General features: G+C 73.4%; 11 protein-coding genes. 6 read left to right on the top strand and 5 right to left on the bottom strand.

The features are described from left to right. Window positions 1-15 precede the first annotated feature (15 nt). Window positions 16-1566 carry an FAD-dependent monooxygenase gene (locus tag ABT158_RS16855; RefSeq protein WP_352354095.1) on the top strand — a complete coding sequence of 517 codons (1551 nt, stop codon included), beginning with the start codon at window positions 16-18 and terminating at the stop codon, window positions 1564-1566. A gap of 22 nt (window positions 1567-1588) precedes the next feature. Here the strand turns inward: ABT158_RS16855 and ABT158_RS16860 are convergent, their stop codons facing one another. From ABT158_RS16860 to ABT158_RS16880, 5 genes are all read right to left on the bottom strand, one after another. Then, a complete protein-coding gene (locus ABT158_RS16860) occupies window positions 1589-2851 on the bottom strand; it encodes a M20/M25/M40 family metallo-hydrolase (RefSeq protein WP_352354097.1) in 1263 nt (420 codons plus the stop codon). Beyond that, the gene (locus ABT158_RS16865) at window positions 2848-4719 is read right to left on the bottom strand and encodes a S9 family peptidase (protein ID WP_352354099.1); all 1872 of its coding nucleotides are present in this window, start codon (window positions 4717-4719) and stop codon (window positions 2848-2850) included. Before ABT158_RS16865 ends, ABT158_RS16860 begins: the two co-directional genes overlap by 4 nt. A 6-nt stretch (window positions 4720-4725) precedes the next feature. After that, window positions 4726-5760, bottom strand: a complete 1035-nt coding sequence (locus ABT158_RS16870) for a C39 family peptidase (RefSeq protein WP_352354101.1) — start codon at window positions 5758-5760, stop codon at window positions 4726-4728. Window positions 5761-5880: 120 nt separating this feature from the next. Continuing rightward, the gene (locus ABT158_RS16875) at window positions 5881-6993 is read right to left on the bottom strand and encodes a DUF5925 domain-containing protein (RefSeq protein WP_352354103.1); all 1113 of its coding nucleotides are present in this window, start codon (window positions 6991-6993) and stop codon (window positions 5881-5883) included. A gap of 56 nt (window positions 6994-7049) precedes the next feature. Then, window positions 7050-8534: a serine/threonine-protein kinase gene (locus ABT158_RS16880; protein WP_352354105.1), complete on the bottom strand. Its 1485-nt coding sequence runs from the start codon at window positions 8532-8534 to the stop codon at window positions 7050-7052. A 95-nt stretch (window positions 8535-8629) separates the two neighbouring features. Between ABT158_RS16880 and ABT158_RS16885 the strand changes: the two genes are divergently transcribed. The 5 genes from ABT158_RS16885 (at window position 8630) to scpA (ending at window position 17317) form a co-directional block, all read left to right on the top strand. Continuing rightward, window positions 8630-10495, top strand: a complete 1866-nt coding sequence (locus ABT158_RS16885; RefSeq protein ID WP_352354107.1) for a CASTOR/POLLUX-related putative ion channel — start codon at window positions 8630-8632, stop codon at window positions 10493-10495. 40 nt (window positions 10496-10535) lie between these two features. Next, on the top strand, window positions 10536-11474 hold the full coding sequence (mtnA, locus tag ABT158_RS16890; protein ID WP_352354109.1) for an S-methyl-5-thioribose-1-phosphate isomerase: 939 nt from the start codon (window positions 10536-10538) through the stop codon (window positions 11472-11474). Between the two features lie 78 nt (window positions 11475-11552). Beyond that, the gene (locus ABT158_RS16895) at window positions 11553-13415 is read left to right on the top strand and encodes a peptidoglycan-binding protein (protein WP_352354111.1); all 1863 of its coding nucleotides are present in this window, start codon (window positions 11553-11555) and stop codon (window positions 13413-13415) included. Window positions 13416-13460: 45 nt separating this feature from the next. Further along, complete coding sequence (locus tag ABT158_RS16900) at window positions 13461-15176, top strand: methylmalonyl-CoA mutase family protein (protein ID WP_352354113.1); 1716 nt, start codon at window positions 13461-13463, stop codon at window positions 15174-15176. Beyond that, window positions 15173-17317, top strand: a complete 2145-nt coding sequence (gene scpA / locus ABT158_RS16905; protein ID WP_352354115.1) for a methylmalonyl-CoA mutase — start codon at window positions 15173-15175, stop codon at window positions 17315-17317. Before ABT158_RS16900 ends, scpA begins: the two co-directional genes overlap by 4 nt. The last annotated feature ends 4 nt before the right edge of the window (window positions 17318-17321 follow it).

Consider the following 17321-nt stretch of genomic DNA (forward strand, 5'->3'; position numbering starts at 1 on the left):
AAGTAAGGAGTCGGCATGACCGACGTGATCATCGTGGGCGGCGGGCCGGTCGGGCTGCTGCTGGCCTGCGAGCTCCGGCTCGGCGGCGCGCGGCCGCTGGTCCTGGAGGCGGCCACCGGCGCGGAACGCGTGACCCGCAGCCTCGGCCTGCGCTCGCTCAACGCCCGCACCCTGCACTCGCTGGAGCTGCGCGGGCTGGTGCAGCCGCTGGCCGAGGCGCAGTGGCGGATGCTCGACGAGCTGGCCGCCGGCCCCGGTCCCGACCGCTCCGACCTGGTCGGCATGATGACCGAGCTGCTGCGGAAGGGCATGATGCGCGGCCACTTCGCCGGCCTGCCGCTGCTGGCCCAGGACGGGACGGCCGAGTACGTCATGCTCAAGCAGCACTGGATCGAGGCCGTGCTGGCCGCGCGCGCCGCCGAGCTCGGCGTGCCGGTCAGCCACGGCCGCGCCGTCGTGGACGTCACCGCGCACGCCGACCGCGTGGTGGCCACCCTGGCGGACGGCGAGCGCGTGGAGGCCGCCTACCTGGTGGGCTGCGACGGCGGGCGGAGCCTGGTGCGCAAGCGGTCCGGGTTCGCCTTCTCCGGCACGCCCGCCACCATGACCGGCAGGACGGCCGTGGCCACGCTGACCGGGCCCGGGGTGGTCGGCTCGTCCCTGCGCAGCCCGGGCGGGCTGGTGAACCTGTCGCTGGTGCCCGGGGAGATCGCGACCATCGAGTTCGACGGCGGCCCCGGCGACGCGTCCTCAGGGCGGGACGCGCCGGTGACCGCCGAGGAGCTGGCCGGCAGCCTGCGCCGGGTGACCGGGGAGGACGTCGGGGTCGCCCGCCTGGAGGCCGGCATCCGCTACAGCGACAACACCCGGCACGCCGACTCCTACCGCAAGGGACGCGTCCTGCTGGCGGGGGACGCCGCCCACGTGCACTCGCCGATCGGCGGCCAGGGGCTCAACCTGGGGTTGCAGGACGCCGTCAACCTGGGCTGGAAACTGGCGCTGGTCGCCCGCGGCGCGGCCCCGGAGAGCCTGCTGGACACCTACACCGGCGAGCGTCACCCGGTGGCGGCCCGCGTGCTGCGCAACACCCGCGCCCAGGTGGCGGCGATGCGCCCGGGAGCCCAGGTGGACGCGCTGCGCGAGGTGCTGGCCGAGGTGATGGCGCTGCCGGACGCCGAGCGCCACTTCACCCGCATGGTCGAGGGCACCGACGTCGACTACGCGCCCGCCGCGCCCGACCCCCGCGTGGGCCGCTTCACCCCGTCCCTGACCGCCACCCCGCCGCCGGACGCGCGAGCCGCGACGGCGGAACAGGCGGAACAGGCGGCGCGGCCGGTCGCGGAGCTGCTGCGGGACGGGCGAGGGCTGCTGCTCGACCTGTCCGGCGGCGCGGACGTGCCGGCGGACGCCCTGGCGGGACACCGCGACCGCGTGCGCCCGGCCGTCGCCGACACGCCGCAGGCCGGGGGCGGGGCGCTGCTCGTCCGCCCCGACGGTTACGTCGCCTGGGCGGGCGGGAGCGGCCTGGCGGAGGCGCTGACGGCCTGGTTCGGCCCGGCGGCCTGAGGACGTCGCCGGGCCGGGACGGTCAGGTGAGCAGGCGGGTCAGCACGCGGGTGCCGAACTCCAGGCCCTCCACCGGCACCCGCTCGTCCTTGCCGTGGAACATGCCGAAGTAGTCCAGGTCGGGCCGGAGCATGAGCGGGGCGAAGCCGTACCCCTGGATGCCGATGGTGGCGAAGGACTTGGCGTCGGTGCCGCCGCTCATCACGTACGGGACCGGCCGCGCCTGCGGATCCTCGGCCACCAGCGCCCCCGCCAGCTCGTCGAAGAACGCCGACGGGTACGGCGCGGCGGGCGCCTCCTCCAGGTTCACGAACTCGCGGGTGATCTTCGGCCCGAGCAGCTCGTCGATCGTCGCCAGGAACTCCTCCTGCAGGCCCGGCAGGTACCGGCCGTCCACGTGCGCCGAGGCCGTCGAGGGCACCACGTTCACCTTGTAACCGGCCGCCAGCATCGTCGGGTTCGCCGAGTTGCGGATCTGGCCGTGGAACAGCTCGCCGAGCGCGCCCAGCCGGTCGGCCTCGGCGTCCAGCCGGTCCAGGTCGATCGCCTGGCCGGTGATCTCCGACAGGCTCTCCAGGAGCGCGGCGACCGACGGCGTCAGGCGTACCGGCCACCGGTGCGCGGCGACCCGCGACAGGGCGTGGGCCAGCGTGGCGACGGGGTTGTCCACGGCGGGCCGCGAGCCGTGGCCCGCCACGCCGTGGGCGGTCACCTTCATCCAGGCGGTGCCGCGCTCGCCGACGGCGATCGGGTAGACGCGCCGCCCGCCGGCCTCCACGCTGAAGCCGCCCGACTCGCTGATGGCCTCGGTGACGCCGTCGAACAGGTGCCGGTGCTCGGTCACCGCGTACCGGGAGCCGTGGTCGCCGGTGGCCTCCTCGTCGGCCAGGAAGGCCAGCACCAGGTCCCGCTTGGGCCGCACGCCGCGCGCCGCCATGTCCAGCACGGCCGCGAGCGTCATCGCGCACGAGCCCTTCATGTCCACCGCGCCCCGGCCGTACACGCAGCCGTCGGTGATCTCGCCGGAGAACGGGTGCATCCGCCACTCGGCGGGGTCGGCCGGCACCACGTCCAGGTGGCCGTGGACGAGCAGCGCGTCGGCGGAGTCGCCGTCGATCCTGGCCACGACGGTCGTGCGCCGGGGCTCCGACTCGAACACCACCGGCTCCAGCCCCGCGTCGGCCAGCAGCGTGGCCACGTACTCGGCCGCCGGGCGCTCGCCCGAGCCCGGGTTGGTGGTGTCGAACCTGATCAGGTCCGAGCAGATCTCGGCGACGCTCTTCACGCTCTCCCCTTCAGCGTCAGCGGCGGCACGCCGGGCGTCTCCAGGTCGAAGATCAGCCCGTAGAAGGCCAGCTCGGCCTCCAGCACCGCCACGATGGTCTCTTCCCTGCGCCAGCCGTGCTGCTCGCCGGCGAAGGTGAGCAGAGCCCACTGTTTGCCGTGCTTGTCCAGTTCGGCGGTGAATCGCTCGGCCTGGCTCACGTCCACGATCGCGTCCTCCAGACCGTGCAACATGAGGCATGGGCCCGATGCCCGGGCCGCGTTCAGGAGCGGCGAGCGGTCGGTGTACCGCTGCCGCGTCTCGGGCAACGGGCCCACCAGCCCGTCGAGGTAGCGCGACTCGAAGTCGTGCGTCTCGGCCGCCCAGCTCTCCGGGTCGGTGATCGCGTAGTGCGCGACGCCGCCCGCGAACACGTCGCTGTGCACCAGCGCGGCCACCGTGGTCCAGCCGCCGGCGCTGCCGCCCCTGATCGCGATCCTGGCCGCGTCCGCCAGGCCGAGCTGCACCAGCCCGCGCGCCACCTTCGCGCAGTCCTGGACGTCCACCACGCCCCACTGGTGCCGCAGCCGCTCGCGGTAGGCCCGGCCGTAACCGGTCGAGCCGCCGTAGTTCACCACGGCCACGCCGATCCCTCTGCTGGTGAAGTAGGCGACCTCCAGGTCCAGCACGACCGGCGTGTTCCCGGTCGGGCCGCCGTGCACGAAGATCACGTACGGCGCCGGCCCGGCGACCCCGGCCGGCGGGTGGAGATGGGCGTGCACGCCCTCGATCGTCACCGCCTCCGGCGTCGGCAGCAGCGCCCGGTCGGGCAGCGGCTTGGGGGCCGAGACGACCTCGTGCCCGCCGGTGGCCAGATCGACCAGCGTCACCTCCAGCGGCGTGTACGGCGTCGCCCCCACCGCCACCGCCTTGCCCCCGGCCGCCGACACCGTCGAGGCCCAGTACGTGTGCCCGTCCCCGCCGATCTCGCGCAGGCCGCCCGTCGCCGGGTCGAGCACGCCCAGGCGGCGGTGGTCGGCGGTGCCGTACACCACGACCAGCTGCTCGCCCGCCGGGGCCAGGCAGGCCAGGCCCGGCTTCCAGGCCGCCGCGCCGAACTCCAGCTCCACGGGCGTGAGGTTGCGCGAGGGGGAGCCGTCGAGGTGCACGAGGTGCACGTTCCACCAGCCGGTCGGGTCGGTGACGGCGTACAGGGACTCCTCGTCGCGCCACTCGGCCTGCGTCACCGACTCCTCGTGGCCGCCCGCGACGACCCGGTGAGGGCCCGCGACGCCGTCCGGGGACAGGTCGGCCACGCACAGCTCGGTGCCGTCCCAGGGCATTTCGGGGTGGTTCCAGCCGATCCAGGCGATCCGGGTGCCGCCGGGGGACAGGCGGGGGTTCATCAGGAAATGGTGGGCGCGCGCGACGACCCTGAGCGGGCCGCCGTCCAGGGGGACCGCGACCAGGTCACGCGCGTCGTCGATCTCGCGGACCGCCCATACCTCGTCGCGGCCGGGCGGCAGGTAGAGGTCGCCGTACCGGGCCGGGCCCTCGGGCGTCAGGGCGACCGGCTCTGCGGCCGTCCCGGGGGAGGCGTCCAGGCGGTAGAGCCGCTGGTCGGCCCAATGGGTGAAGACCAGGCCGCCGCCCGGCAGCGGGCGCCAGGAACGGCCGCCGTACTCGACCAGGCGGTTGCGGGCGTTCCAGCCCTGAGGCAGCGCGTCGGCGCGCGAGCCGTCGGGCAGGCGGCGCACCACGCAGCGCCTGCCGCCCTCGTGCGGGCGCGGCTCGTCCCACCACACCTCCACGCCCTCGGGCGTGGCGACGGCCTCCACCCACTGGGGGCCGCCGTCGGTACGCGCCACATCGATCGGTCGAATACTCATGAAAGATCACCAATTGCCGTTGGTACAGGGAGGCAGCGGGTGCCCGGGCGGATGGAGGACGTACACGATGCCGCCGCTGCCCGAGCTCCTCAGCCACACGTTCTCGAACGCTGCCCGCGGGTAGATCCGCCGAACCTCGCCGTCCGCGGGCGCGGCGGGGTCGTTGACGACGACGTCGCCCCCGGCGGTGAAGCCGGTGACGACGAGGATGTGGCCGTTCGTGGAGTAGCCGGCGCCGGGCAGCTCGTGGGCCCGGAACGACAGCGAGGCGATCACCGGGATGCCCGCCAGGACGAACGCCTCCAGCTCGGCCGCCGACAGCAGCCTGGTCACGAAGCCGGTCAGCCCGTAACGCCCGGCGTAGGCCACGTTGAACGGCCAGTTCCCGGTGCCCTGGTAGCTGTCGTCGTAGGTGCCCATGGCCGCGTGGTCCACCGCCGGGGCGGGGTCGTCCGCGCCCACCCAGGCCAGCTCGCCGGGCTCGGGGCCGCGGCCCCAGAAGGCCAGCACCATCGCCACCGAGGCGGGGCTGCACCAGTTCGCGCCGCCGCCGTCCCAGCGCGGGTGGTGCCCGGCGTGCGCGTACTGGGAGTGGCCGGGCACGTCCAGCTCGACGTGCCCGGCCACCCCGGGCGTGCTCACCGTGACCGGACGCTGCGGCAGGGCCGAGGCCAGCACGCCGAGAGAGGTCATCCGCGCGCCCTCGCCGCGCGCGGTGACCCTCAGCTGGAACGCCACGACCGGCCGCCTGGCCACGAACGTGTCCACGGCCACGTCGCCGTCCTCGTCGCCCTGGCCGGGCACCGAGGTGCGCGGCCCGTGCTCGGACCACCGGCCCATGACGTACCACTTGGTCAGCGTGCCCGCCCCGGTCCTGGCCCGCAGCTCCACCTCGACGCCGCCGCCCGGCGGGGTGCGCGCGGTCCACGAGGGCACGAGCTGGGTGGCCGCGAAGCCGACCCGGTGTTCCTCGCTGGTCCACGTGCCTCCGGGCACGGTGAGACGGGTGAAGGCGACGCGCGCCAGATCGACGGTGAGCACCAGCCATATTGTGGTTTCACACCCGGTGTCGCACATCGGTTGGTTTACGTACCGGCCCGGACGTGCCCCCTCAGCGCGCGGGACGCCGGGGACGCGCGTGGCGCCCCCGGCGGAGCCGGATCAGAGGTAGAGACCGGTGGACTCGTCCGCGCCCGCCGGGGCGATCGCGCGGCCGGCGCGAAGGGCGTACAGCTCGGCCAGCGTCGCCCCCGAGGCGCCCACGCCCTGCGACGACCCCAGCCAGGCGACGGCCTCGTCCCTGGTCAGCGGGCCCACCTCGATCTGCGCCAGGCACCGGCCCGGACGGATCACGGCCGGGTGCAGACGGGTCAGGTCTTCGTTCGTGGTGATGGCCACCAGCACGTCGCGGCCCTGGCCGAGCAGGCCGTCGGTGAGGTTGAGCAGCCGCGACAGCCCCTGCCCCGCCTGGGCCTTGGCGCCCGAGCTGATCAGCTCGTCGCAGTCCTCCAGGACCAGCAGCCGCCACCGCTGCGTGTCCTCGTCGGTGTCGTAGCCGACCGCCACCTCCATCAGGTAGCCCGGGTCGTTGAACAGCCGCTCGGGGTCGAGCACGCAGTCGACCTGGCACCAGTCGTGCCACTGCTTGGCCAGCGTGCGCAGCAGCGTGGTCTTGCCGGTGCCCGGCTGGCCGTGCAGCAGGATCAGCCGGCCGTTGACGTCGGCGGGCGTGGTCGCCATCAGGCGGCCGAGCGCCGGGCGCACCTGCGCCGAGTAGTTCGTGCCGATCTCGTCCCACGGCTGGGCGGTGATCGGCTTCTCCGACCGGTTGCCGCCGTGGGAGCCGCGCCACCAGAAGCCCATCTCGACGTGGTCGGCGTCGGGCATCGGCTCCTCGGCGCCGTCGATGCTCTCCTTCAGCACCGAGGTCGCCAGCTCCTCGCTCACCGCCGTCACGCTCACCGTGGCGGTGCGGTTGCGGTGCCGCACGACCCGCAGCGTCCAGCCCTCGCCGCAGATGAGCCGCGACTCCGAACCGTCCTCCACCTGCGCGGTGCGCAGCACCCGCCCCTCGGCCGGCCGCAACCGGGCGTCCGGACGTACGCGCTCCAGATTGGCCAGCTTGGACCAGGGCTGGACGCCGGTCGCGAACGGCGACAACGCCAGGGCGTCGATGACGTCGATCGCTGAGTCGGCGTCGTCGATCCAGATGTTCATCGGCAGTTCGGACGAGGAGTCCGCGCTGGGGAACGGCACCTCCCTGATCACAGACATAGGTAAAGGATCTCCTTCGTGGGCTCGGATGTCGAAGGGTTATGCGAGCGGTTCGGTCACTTTTTGCCGAGATCGCCGGTCTGGGTGACCATGCCCAGGCCGGGCACGTCCCGCCAGGTGTAGGTGAGAGTGTCGCCTTCAAGCTCCAGCCAGACAGTACCCGGGATGCAGCCGCCCGTGGACGTCCCGAGGGAGAAAGTCAGCCGGTCCGGGCGCACCTCGGTCAAGGTGATCGTGGCGGCGCAGTCGACCTGGGAGTCCTTCTCCGTCCAGGCCGCCTGCGACCGGCCGGCCTTCAGTTCCACCGTGTTCTCGGCGCCGTCGGGGTCGAGCGGGTTGGTGGTGTCGGTGTGGCCGGACCAGGTGCCGGCGAAGGCCGCCGGGATCTTCAGATCGCCGGTGCCGCCGGTGGTCGCGGTGGCCGGCGCCGTGGCCGTCCCGGAGGTCGCGGCGGGTGTGGCGGGGCCGGTGGCCGTGGACGGCGGCGTCGAGAGGGCGGCGGCGGCCGTGGACGGCGGCGGGCCGGACAGGGTGGCGGTCGAGCCGGGCGTGCGGGTGGTCAGCAGGACCACGCCGCCGGCCACGGCCAGGGCCAGCAGGGCCGCTCCGGCGCCGACCAGGGCGCGGCGTCCCCGATTTCGGGCCGCGCGGCTCTCGCGCGTGTCGGCCGCCCCCGGATCGATCCTCAGAGCCCCCGCACCCGCTCCCGCGTCCGGTCCGGTGGCCGGGGTGGGGGAGACCAGGGTCATCAGGAGGGCGGCGGCCGTCGGGCGGTGGGCGGGGTCCTTGGCCAGGGCGCCGGCGACCGGCCCGCGCAGCCGGGGCGGCAGCGCCGACAGGTCGGGCTCGGCGTGCAGCACCCGGTGCAGCACCGCCGGCACGGTGTCCGCCCCGAACGGGCTGACCCCCGTGGCCGCGTAGACCATCGTCGCCCCCCACGCGAACACGTCGGAGGCCCCGGAGGCGGGCGAGCCGGCGATCTGCTCCGGCGACAGGTACGCGGGCGTGCCGACCAGCCCCGAGGTGTGCGTCGCCGCCCCCTCGGCCCTGGCGATGCCGAAGTCCACCACCCGCGGCCCGTCCGGCCCGAGCAGCACGTTGGACGGCTTGAAGTCACGGTGGACGACCCCGGCCGCGTGGATGGCCGCCAGCGCGGTGGCCGTGCCGACCGCCAGGCGTTCCAGCTCCCCGCCGCGCAGCGGGCCGCGCCCGGCGGCGTTCCCGGCGGCGTTCCCGGCCACCCGGTCGGCCAGCGAGGGCCCGTCCACGAACTCGCTCACCACGTACGGCCGCGAGCCCCGCGTCGAGACGCCGAGCACGCGGGCCGTGCAGAAGGAGGCGATCGACTCCAGCGCGTCGAGCTCGCGCGCCAGCCTGGCCCGGGTCTCCTGGTCACCGGCGTTGAGCAGCTTGACCGCGACCGGCTCACCGGAGGCGGAGCGGGCCAGGTAGACCACGCCCTGCCCGCCCTCGCCCAGACGCCCGGCCAGGCGGAAATCGCCCAGGAACGCCGGATCGTCCGGTGTGAGGGGGATCACCATGGCGGCTACGTTACCGCTCGCCATGCGCAAGCCAAGATCGCCCGGTACCTTGTGACGTCGGTTTAAATCACTCCTTACACGGAGGTATCGGGGAAGTGTCGAGGATCACGGTCCGCGAACGGGCGCGGTACTGGTTCGACAACACCATGTCCAGGGGAACGGCCTCGCTCATCGGCTGGCTCGCGGTGGTGTCGGTCGCGCTCATCCTCGTGGTGGCCGCGCTCACGCTCTGGCTCGCGCCCGACGAGCCCGACGGCGTCAGCGGCCCTGGGCAGGTGTTGTGGGTCGCCCTCATGCACGCCCTCACCCCCAGCAAGGTCGCCAGCGACAAGGGCTCGTTCGGCTACATGACCGTCATGTTCGCCGGGTCGCTGGGCGGCATCTTCATCGTCAGCATGCTCGTCGGCCTGCTGTCCAACGGCCTCAAGCAGAAGGTGGACCGCCTGCGCAGAGGCCGCTCGCGCATCGTCGAGTCCGGCCACACCGTGGTGCTCGGCTGGTCCGACCAGATCTTCACGATCGTCACCGAGCTCGTCAAGGCGCACGCCAGCCAGAAGAACTCGGTCATCGCCGTCCTGGCCGACCGCGACAAGCTCGCCATGGAGGAGGACATCCGCGAGCACGTCGGCGACCTCGGCAGGACCCGCCTGGTCTGCCGCACCGGACGTCCCACCGAGCCGCGCGACCTCGGCCTGATGAACCTCACCACCGCCAGGTCCGTCGTCGTGCTCTCACCCGAGGGCGAGGACCCCGACGCGCACGTCATCAAGATCCTGCTCGCCCTGGCCAAACGGGACGGCTCCCACCCGCCCGTGGTCGCCGCCCTGGCCTCCGCCCGCAACCTCGCCGCCGCCCGGCTGGCCGGCGGCGCGGACGTGCACCTCGTCGACTCCGACGACACCGCCTCCCGCCTGATCGTGCAGTCCTCCCGCCAGTCCGGCATGTCCGTCGTCTGCATGGACCTGCTCAACTTCGACGGCGGCGAGATCTACCTGCGCGCCGACGAGGAACTGGTCGGCGCCACCTACAGCAAGGCCCTGCACGCCTACGAGACCGCCGCCGTCATCGGCTTACGCGGCCCGGCCGGCGTCGTGCTCAACCCGCCCATGGACACGGTCATCACGGCCAAGGACCAGGTCGTCGTCATCGCCCACGACGACTCCCGCATCACCCTCGCCACCGGCGAGCCGCCGATCGACGAACAGGCCGTCACCACCGCCGCCGCCCCGCAGCCCGAGCCCGAACGCACCCTCCTGCTCAACTGGAACGGCCGCGCCGAGCAGATCGTGCGCTACCTGGACGGCTACGTCTCCACGGGCTCGGTCCTGGACATCGCCGCCGACCACCCCAAGGCCGGCACCGGCCTGACCGGGCTGCGCACCCTCACCGTCAACGTCAAGGACTGCGACACCACCGACCGGTACGCCCTGGAATCCCTCGGCGTCGGCCTCTACCAGCACGTCATCGTCCTGTCCGACGACCGCTTCGACCCCCACCACGCCGACACCCGCACGCTCATGACCCTGCTCCAGCTCCGCGACATGCAGAGCACGCTCGGCGAGCACTACTCGATCGTCAGCGAGATGCACGACGAGGGCAACCGCGCGCTGGCCGAGGTCACCGAGGCCGACGACATCGTCATCAGCGACACCGTCATCGGCCTGCTGCTGGCCCAGCTCGCCGAGAACCGGCACCTCGCCGACGTGTTCGGCTACCTGTTCGACTCGCACGGCTCGGAGATCTACCCCCGGCCCGCCGGCTCCTACGTCAGGACCGGCACCGAGGTCACCTTCGCCACCATCGTCGAGGCGGCCCGGCGCAGGGGCGAGACCGCGATCGGCTACCGCGACAACGTCTCCAGGAACGTCCCGCCGCACTACGGAATCGTGCTGAACCCCGCCAAGAGCGACACCGTCGTCCTCGGACGGGGGGACTCGGTGATCGTCCTGGCCGAACGCTGACCCCGGCCCGGCCCGGGAGCCGTCGGCTACCGTGTGCGGCGTGAGGACCATCGACTGGGCCGGCGACGCCGTCGAGCTCGTGGACCAGACCCTGCTGCCCGGCCGGTGCGTGCGGCTGCGCGTCGAGACCGTCGCCGAGCTCGTCGCGGCCATCAGGCGGCTGGCCGTGCGCGGCGCCCCCGCGCTCGGCGTGGCCGGCGCGCTCGGCGTCGTCCTCGCCGACGGCGACCTCGGCCAGATCGCCGCACTGCGCGCGGCCCGCCCGACCGCCGCCAACCTGGCCTGGGGCGTCGACCAGGCCGCCGCCCACCTGGCCAAGGGCAGGGAGGCGGTCCTGGCGGCCGCACTGCGGATCCGCGACGACGACATCGCCGCCTGCCTGGCCATGGGCGAGCGCGGCGCCGCCCTGCTGGAGGGCGACCGGCTGCGGATCATGACCGTGTGCAACACCGGCGGCCTGGCCGCCGTCGAACGCGGCACCGCCCTCGGCGTCGTCCAGACCCTGCACGAACGCGGCCGCCTGGCCGAGGTGCTCGCCCTGGAGACCCGCCCGCTGCTCCAGGGCGCCCGGCTCACCACCTGGGAACTGGCCAGGATGGGCGCGCCGCACCGGCTGGTCGCCGACTCGGCGGGGCCGTACCTGCTGGCCAAGGGCGAGGTGGACGCGGTGCTCATCGGCGCCGACCGCATCGCCGCCAACGGCGACACCGCCAACAAGATCGGCTCGTACGCGCTCGCGCTCGGCGCCGAACGGGCCGGAGTGCCGTTCATCGTGGTCGCGCCCGAGTCCACCATCGACCCCGCCACCCCCACCGGCGACCACATCGAGATCGAGGACCGCGACCCCGAGGAGATCCTCACCGTCGGAGGTGTACGCCTGGCCCCCGAGGGCACACAGGCGCTGAACCCCGCGTTCGACGTGACGCCGCACGATCTGATCACCGCGATCGTGACCGAACGGCGGGTGATCAGACCATGAAATGGCGCGATCCCCTGACCTGCTCACCTCGCTGGCGTTACGCTCGGTCGTCCCGATATCTACTCTCGGAGAGCACTCGTGGACATCGATCTGGTGTTACGCCGCGACTGGCAGGCCCGCGCGCCCCGCGGCTCCTACACCCAGCTTGACTCGACCAAGGGCGTCAAGGTCCACTACACCGGCGGCCGGGTCGAACCCGCCATCGTGTCCGACCACGCCGGCTGCGTCGAGCTGGTGAGATCCATCCAGGGCTATCACATGGACGGCAACGGCTGGATCGACATCGGCTACTGCGTCGACGAGGAGACGGAGATCCTGACGCGGCAGGGCTGGAAGCGGTATCGCGAGCTGGAGCCGGGGGAGAGCGTGCTCACCCTCAACCACGAGACGGGCGCGTCCGAATGGCAGGGGCTGCTCGACGTGTACGTCTTTCCGGCCGGTGCCAGGGAGATGGTGCGCATGGAAGGCGCGTCCCACTCCTCCCTGACCACGCCGCAGCACCGCTGGCCCGTCGAGCGCCGTAGACGGCGTACCGGAACCGACGGGCGCAAGGGCCGTGACGGTGGGCCGCCCGCCGGCCGAACGCCCCGGGCGGTAACCGAGCACGAGCGGCTGTGGGTGACCACGGAGACCATGGGGTACTGGGACAGAGTGCCGTTGGCGGCGCCCTGTGCCGATCTGCCCACCGAGGCGAAATGGTCGGACGCCCTCGTGGAGCTCGTTGCCTGGTTCTGGACAGAAGGGCATGTCAAGCCGCTCCGGGGCCGCGCGACCACGAGTGTGGCCATTCACCAGTCGCAGAAGAACCCGGTGTACGTGGCCAGGATCCGCGAGGCGCTCACGTCGGTCTTCGGCCCTCCCGTCCCGGGTTTCCCGCGCACCGGCCGGAGCACCGACGGGGTGCCTCGATGGCGGGAGACCCTCAACCGGCACCTCACCGAGTTCCACCTGTCCTCCGACGCTGGGCGGCGGCTGCTGGAGATGGCACCGGACAGAGTGCCGACCTTCGAGTTCCTGCTTTCCCTCACCCGGGCACAGCTGTCCCTGTTCATCGAGACCTCGCTCGCCGCCGACAACAACGGAAAGGACAAGCTGGCGCAGAAGAATCGCGCGGCGGCGGAGGCGTTCATGTTCGCCGTGCTGCTGACGGGCAGTGCCGCGTCCTTGCGCCGCAGGTCGCCGACGGCGACGTGTGCGAGCGACATGTGGGCGGTCACCATCCGGCGGCAGCAGTACTTCGCGCCGCGGGCGGCCCGGAAGAGCGCCAGCTTCAGGATCAGCCGGGAGATCTACCATGGTGAGATCTGGTGTCCCAGGACCGCGAACCAGACCTGGCTGGCCAGGCGCGACGGCACCGTCTACTTCACGGGGAACTCCTTCGTCGCCTGTCCGCACCGGAAGGTGTTCGAGGGGCGGGGGCTGCACCATCTGCCGGCGGCCAACGGTCCCGGGCTCAACAGCGGTCACTACGCCGTGCTCGGGCTGGTCGGCAACGCCGGGCTCGTGCAGCCGCCCGACGCGATGCTCGACGCCGTCCTCGACGCCGTCCAGTACGTGCGCGACCTGGGCGGCGCCGGCAAGGAGATCAAGGGCCACCGCGACGGCTACTCGACCGACTGCCCCGGCGACCCCCTGTACGCCTGGATCAGGCGCGGCGCGCCCCGCCCCGGCGGCGGCACCACCCCGCCGCCGCCCAAGGGCGCGCCGCCCTTCCCCGGCCGGTTGCTGAAGTACCCGCCGGTCATGGAGGGCGAGGACGTGCGCACCTGGCAGCGGCAGATGACCAAGCGCGGCTACGACCTGACCGCCGACGGCGCGTACGGCGCCCGCTCCCGCGACGTGTGCCGCCAGTTCCAGCGTGAGCAGGGCGTCGAGGACGACGGGATCGTGGGCCCGCTCACGTGGAGGCTGGCCTGGGAGGCGCCGGCGACGGACGGGTAACCCCCGGATTACTGCGGCGGCCGGGCAGCGCCTACTATCCGTTTCATGGAACTGGCAGCGGGCTTTCCTCCCACCACTCGCGACGACTGGCGGAGGCTGGCGGTCGAGGTCCTGCGCAAGTCGGGGGTCGAGGCGGGCTCGCCCGAGGAGGCGCTGTCCAGCCCGACCTACGACGGCGTGCCGGTCGCGCCGCTCTACGACGCGGACGACCTGCCGGGCGATCCCGGGCTGCCGGGCGCGCCGCCGTTCACGCGGGGGGCGCGGGCGCGGCCCGGCTGGGACGTCCGGCAGCGGCACGCCGTGGCCGACCCCGAGGCGGTGCTGGCCGATCTGGAGAACGGCGTCACCTCGCTCTGGCTGGTCGTCAGCGACGGCGCGATCCCGGTGGGCGCGCTGCCGGCCGTGCTGAAGGACGTCTACCTCGACCTGGCCCCGATCGTGCTGGAGGCGGGGGAGCACACGCGGGAGGCCGCCGAGGCGCTGTTCGGCCTGGCCGCCGCGCGGGGCGTCACGCCCAGCGGCAACCTGGGCGCGAGCGGCGGCGAGGGGGCGGAGCTGGCCGGGCGGTGCGTCGCGGTCCCGGGGCTGCGCGCGGTCATGGTCGACGCCACGCCGCACCACGACGCGGGCGCCGCCGACGCCGAGGAGCTGGGCTGCTCGATCGCGCGCGGCGTGGCCGAGTTGCGCACGCTCACCGGCGCCGGCCTCACGGTTGAGCAAGCGCTAGGCCAGATCGACTTCCGGTACGCCGCCACCGCCGACCAGTTCGCCACCATCGCCAAGCTGCGCGCGGCGCGCCGGTTGTGGGCCAGGGTGGCCGAGGTGTGCGGCGCCGCCGAGCACGGCGGCCAGCGCCAGCACGCCGTCACCAGCGCGGCCATGATGACCGCCCGCGACCCCTGGGTGAACATGCTGCGCACCACGCTGGCCTGCTTCGCGGCGGGCGTCGGCGGGGCGGAGGCGGTCACCGTGCAGCCGTTCGACGCCGCGCTCGGCCTGCCCGACGCCTTCTCCCGGCGCATCGCCCGCAACACGCAGTCGCTGCTGCTGGAGGAGTCGGGGATCGGGCGGGTGGCCGACCCCGCCGGCGGCTCCTGGTACGTCGAGCGCCGCACCGCCGACCTGGCCGAGCGTGCCTGGGCGTGGTTCCAGGAGATCGAGGCCGCCGGAGGCGTGGCGGCCGCCGGGGAGCTGATCGAGCGGCGCGTCGCGGCCACCCGGGCCCGCCGCGACGACGACATCGCCCACCGCCGCTTCCCGATCACCGGCGTCAGCGAGTTCCCCGACCCCGGCGAGAAGCCGCTGCGCCGGCCGCCCGCCCCCGCCGGGCGGCCGGTGGCCCGCTACGCCCAGGAGTTCGAGGCGCTGCGGGACGTGGCCGACGCCCTGCCCGAGCGTCCGAAGGTGTTCCTGGCCACCATCGGGCCGGTCGCCGCGCACACCGCGCGGGCCTCGTTCGCCGCCAACCTGTTCCACGCCGGCGGCCTGGCCACCGAGACCGCCGGGCCGGGCGCCGACCCCGAGCAGATCGCCACCGCCTTCGCCGTGAGCGGCGCCGCCGTCGCCTGCCTGTGCTCCACCGACAAGCTGTACGCCCAGCACGCCCGCGCCGTGGCCGCCGCCCTGCGGCACGCGGGGGCGAGACGCGTCTGGCTGGCGGGGAAGGGAGACTACGAGGGCGTGGACGCCTGCCTCTACGCGGGGTGCGACGCGCTCGCCGTGCTCCGTCAGACGTTCGAGGACCTGGAGGTGCTGCGATGATCCCCGACTTCTCGGGCGTCCCACTCGGGCCGGGGGCCGGCTCCGGCGCGGCGGCCGTCCCCGGGGGCGAGGTGTGGGAGACGCCGGAGGGCATCGGGGTCAAGCCGCTCTACACGGCCGCCGACCTCGACGGGCTCGACTTCCTGCGCACCTATCCCGGCGCGGCCCCGTACCTGCGCGGGCCCTACCCCACCATGTACGTCAACCAGCCCTGGACGATCCGCCAGTACGCGGGCTTCTCCACGGCCGAGGACTCCAACGCCTTCTACCGGCGCAACCTGGCGGCCGGGCAGAAGGGCCTGTCGGTCGCCTTCGACCTGGCCACGCACCGGGGCTACGACTCCGACCATCCGCGCGTGGCCGGCGACGTGGGCATGGCCGGGGTGGCGATCGACTCGATCTACGACATGCGGCAGCTCTTCGACGGCATCCCGCTCGACCGCATGTCGGTGTCGATGACCATGAACGGCGCGGTGCTGCCGGTGCTCGCGATGTACATCGTGGCGGCCGAGGAGCAGGGCGTCGCGCCGGAGGAGCTGGCCGGGACCATCCAGAACGACATCCTCAAGGAGTTCATGGTCCGCAACACCTACATCTATCCGCCGGCCCCTTCGATGCGCATAATCTCGGATATTTTCGCTTATACGAGCGAAAAGATGCCGAAGTTCAACTCGATCAGCATTTCTGGGTATCACATCCAGGAAGCCGGGGCGACCTGCGACCTCGAACTCGCCTACACCCTGGCCGACGGCGTCGAGTACCTGCGCGCCGGGATCGCCGCCGGGATGGACGTCGACCGGTTCGCCCCCCGGCTGTCGTTCTTCTGGTGCATCGGCATGAACTTCTTCATGGAGGTCGCCAAGCTGCGCGCGGCCCGGCTGCTGTGGGCCAAGCTGGTGTCGCGGTTCGGGGCGGCCAACCCCAAGTCGCTGAGCCTGCGCACGCACAGCCAGACCTCCGGCTGGTCGCTCACCGCCCAGGACGTCTTCAACAACGTCGCCCGCACCTGCGTCGAGGCCATGGCCGCCACCCAGGGCCACACCCAGTCGCTGCACACCAACGCCCTCGACGAGGCGCTCGCGCTGCCCACCGACTTCTCGGCCCGCATCGCCCGCAACACCCAGCTCCTCCTGCAGCAGGAGTCGGGCACCACCCAGGTCATCGACCCCTGGGGCGGCTCCTACTACGTCGAGCGGCTCACCCACGACCTCGCCGAGCGCGCCTGGGCCCACATCGAGGAGGTCGAGGCGGCCGGCGGCATGGCCAGGGCCATCGAGGCGGGCCTGCCCAAGCTGCGCATCGAGGAGGCCGCGGCCCGTACCCAGGCGCGCATCGACTCCGGCCGCCAGCCGGTCATCGGGGTCAACAAGTACCGCGCCGCCGACGACGAGCCCATCGAGGTGCTCAAGGTCGACAACAGCGCCGTACGCGCCCAGCAGCTCGACAAGCTGGCCCGCCTCAGGGCCGAACGCGACGGCGAGGCCGTGCAGCGCGCGCTCGACGCGCTCACCAAGGCCGCCGAGAACCCCGCGCCGGGCCTCGACGCCAACCTGCTCAAGCTGGCCGTGGACGCCGCCCGCGCCAAGGCCACCGTCGGCGAGATCTCCGACGCCCTGGAACGGGTGTTCGGCCGGCACGCCGAGCAGGTGCGTACCATCTCCGGTGTGTACCGCGACGAGTCAGGCAACGCCGAGGCCATCGAGCGCGTCCGCCGGGCCTGCGCCGACTTCGAGCGGGACGAGGGCCGCCGCCCGCGCATCCTGGTCGCCAAGATGGGCCAGGACGGCCACGACCGGGGCCAGAAGGTGATCGCCACCGCCTTCGCCGACCTGGGCTTCGACGTCGACGTCGGCCCGCTGTTCCAGACGCCGGAAGAGGTGGCCAGGCAGGCGGTCGAGGCCGACGTGCACATCGTGGGCGTCTCGTCGCTGGCGGCCGGGCACCTCACGCTGGTGCCCGCGCTGCGGCGCGCCCTGGCCGACCTCGACGCCGCGGACATCATGATCGTGGTGGGCGGCGTCATCCCGCCGGGCGACCACGACGAGCTGCGCGCCGCCGGCGCCGCCGCCATCTTCCCGCCCGGCACGGTGATCGCCGACGCCGCCCTCGACCTGCTCCGGACGCTCACCGGCCGCCCGTAGCGCT

The sequence above is a fragment of the Nonomuraea sp. NPDC001636 genome, assembly GCF_040298265.1.
Classification (GTDB): Bacteria; Actinomycetota; Actinomycetes; order Streptosporangiales; family Streptosporangiaceae; genus Nonomuraea.

Bases quoted from the DNA above. Each gene is read 5' to 3' on its own strand.
- ABT158_RS16855 (WP_352354095.1), top strand. From the start codon at position 16: ATGACCGACGTGATCATCGTGGGCGGCGGGCCGGTCGGGCTGCTGCTG.
- ABT158_RS16865 (WP_352354099.1), bottom strand. From the start codon at position 4,719: ATGAGTATTCGACCGATCGATGTGGCGCGTACCGACGGCGGCCCCCAG.
- ABT158_RS16875 (WP_352354103.1), bottom strand. From the start codon at position 6,993: ATGTCTGTGATCAGGGAGGTGCCGTTCCCCAGCGCGGACTCCTCGTCC.
- ABT158_RS16880 (WP_352354105.1), bottom strand. From the start codon at position 8,534: ATGGTGATCCCCCTCACACCGGACGATCCGGCGTTCCTGGGCGATTTC.
- ABT158_RS16900 (WP_352354113.1), top strand. From the start codon at position 13,461: ATGGAACTGGCAGCGGGCTTTCCTCCCACCACTCGCGACGACTGGCGG.
- scpA (WP_352354115.1), top strand. From the start codon at position 15,173: ATGATCCCCGACTTCTCGGGCGTCCCACTCGGGCCGGGGGCCGGCTCC.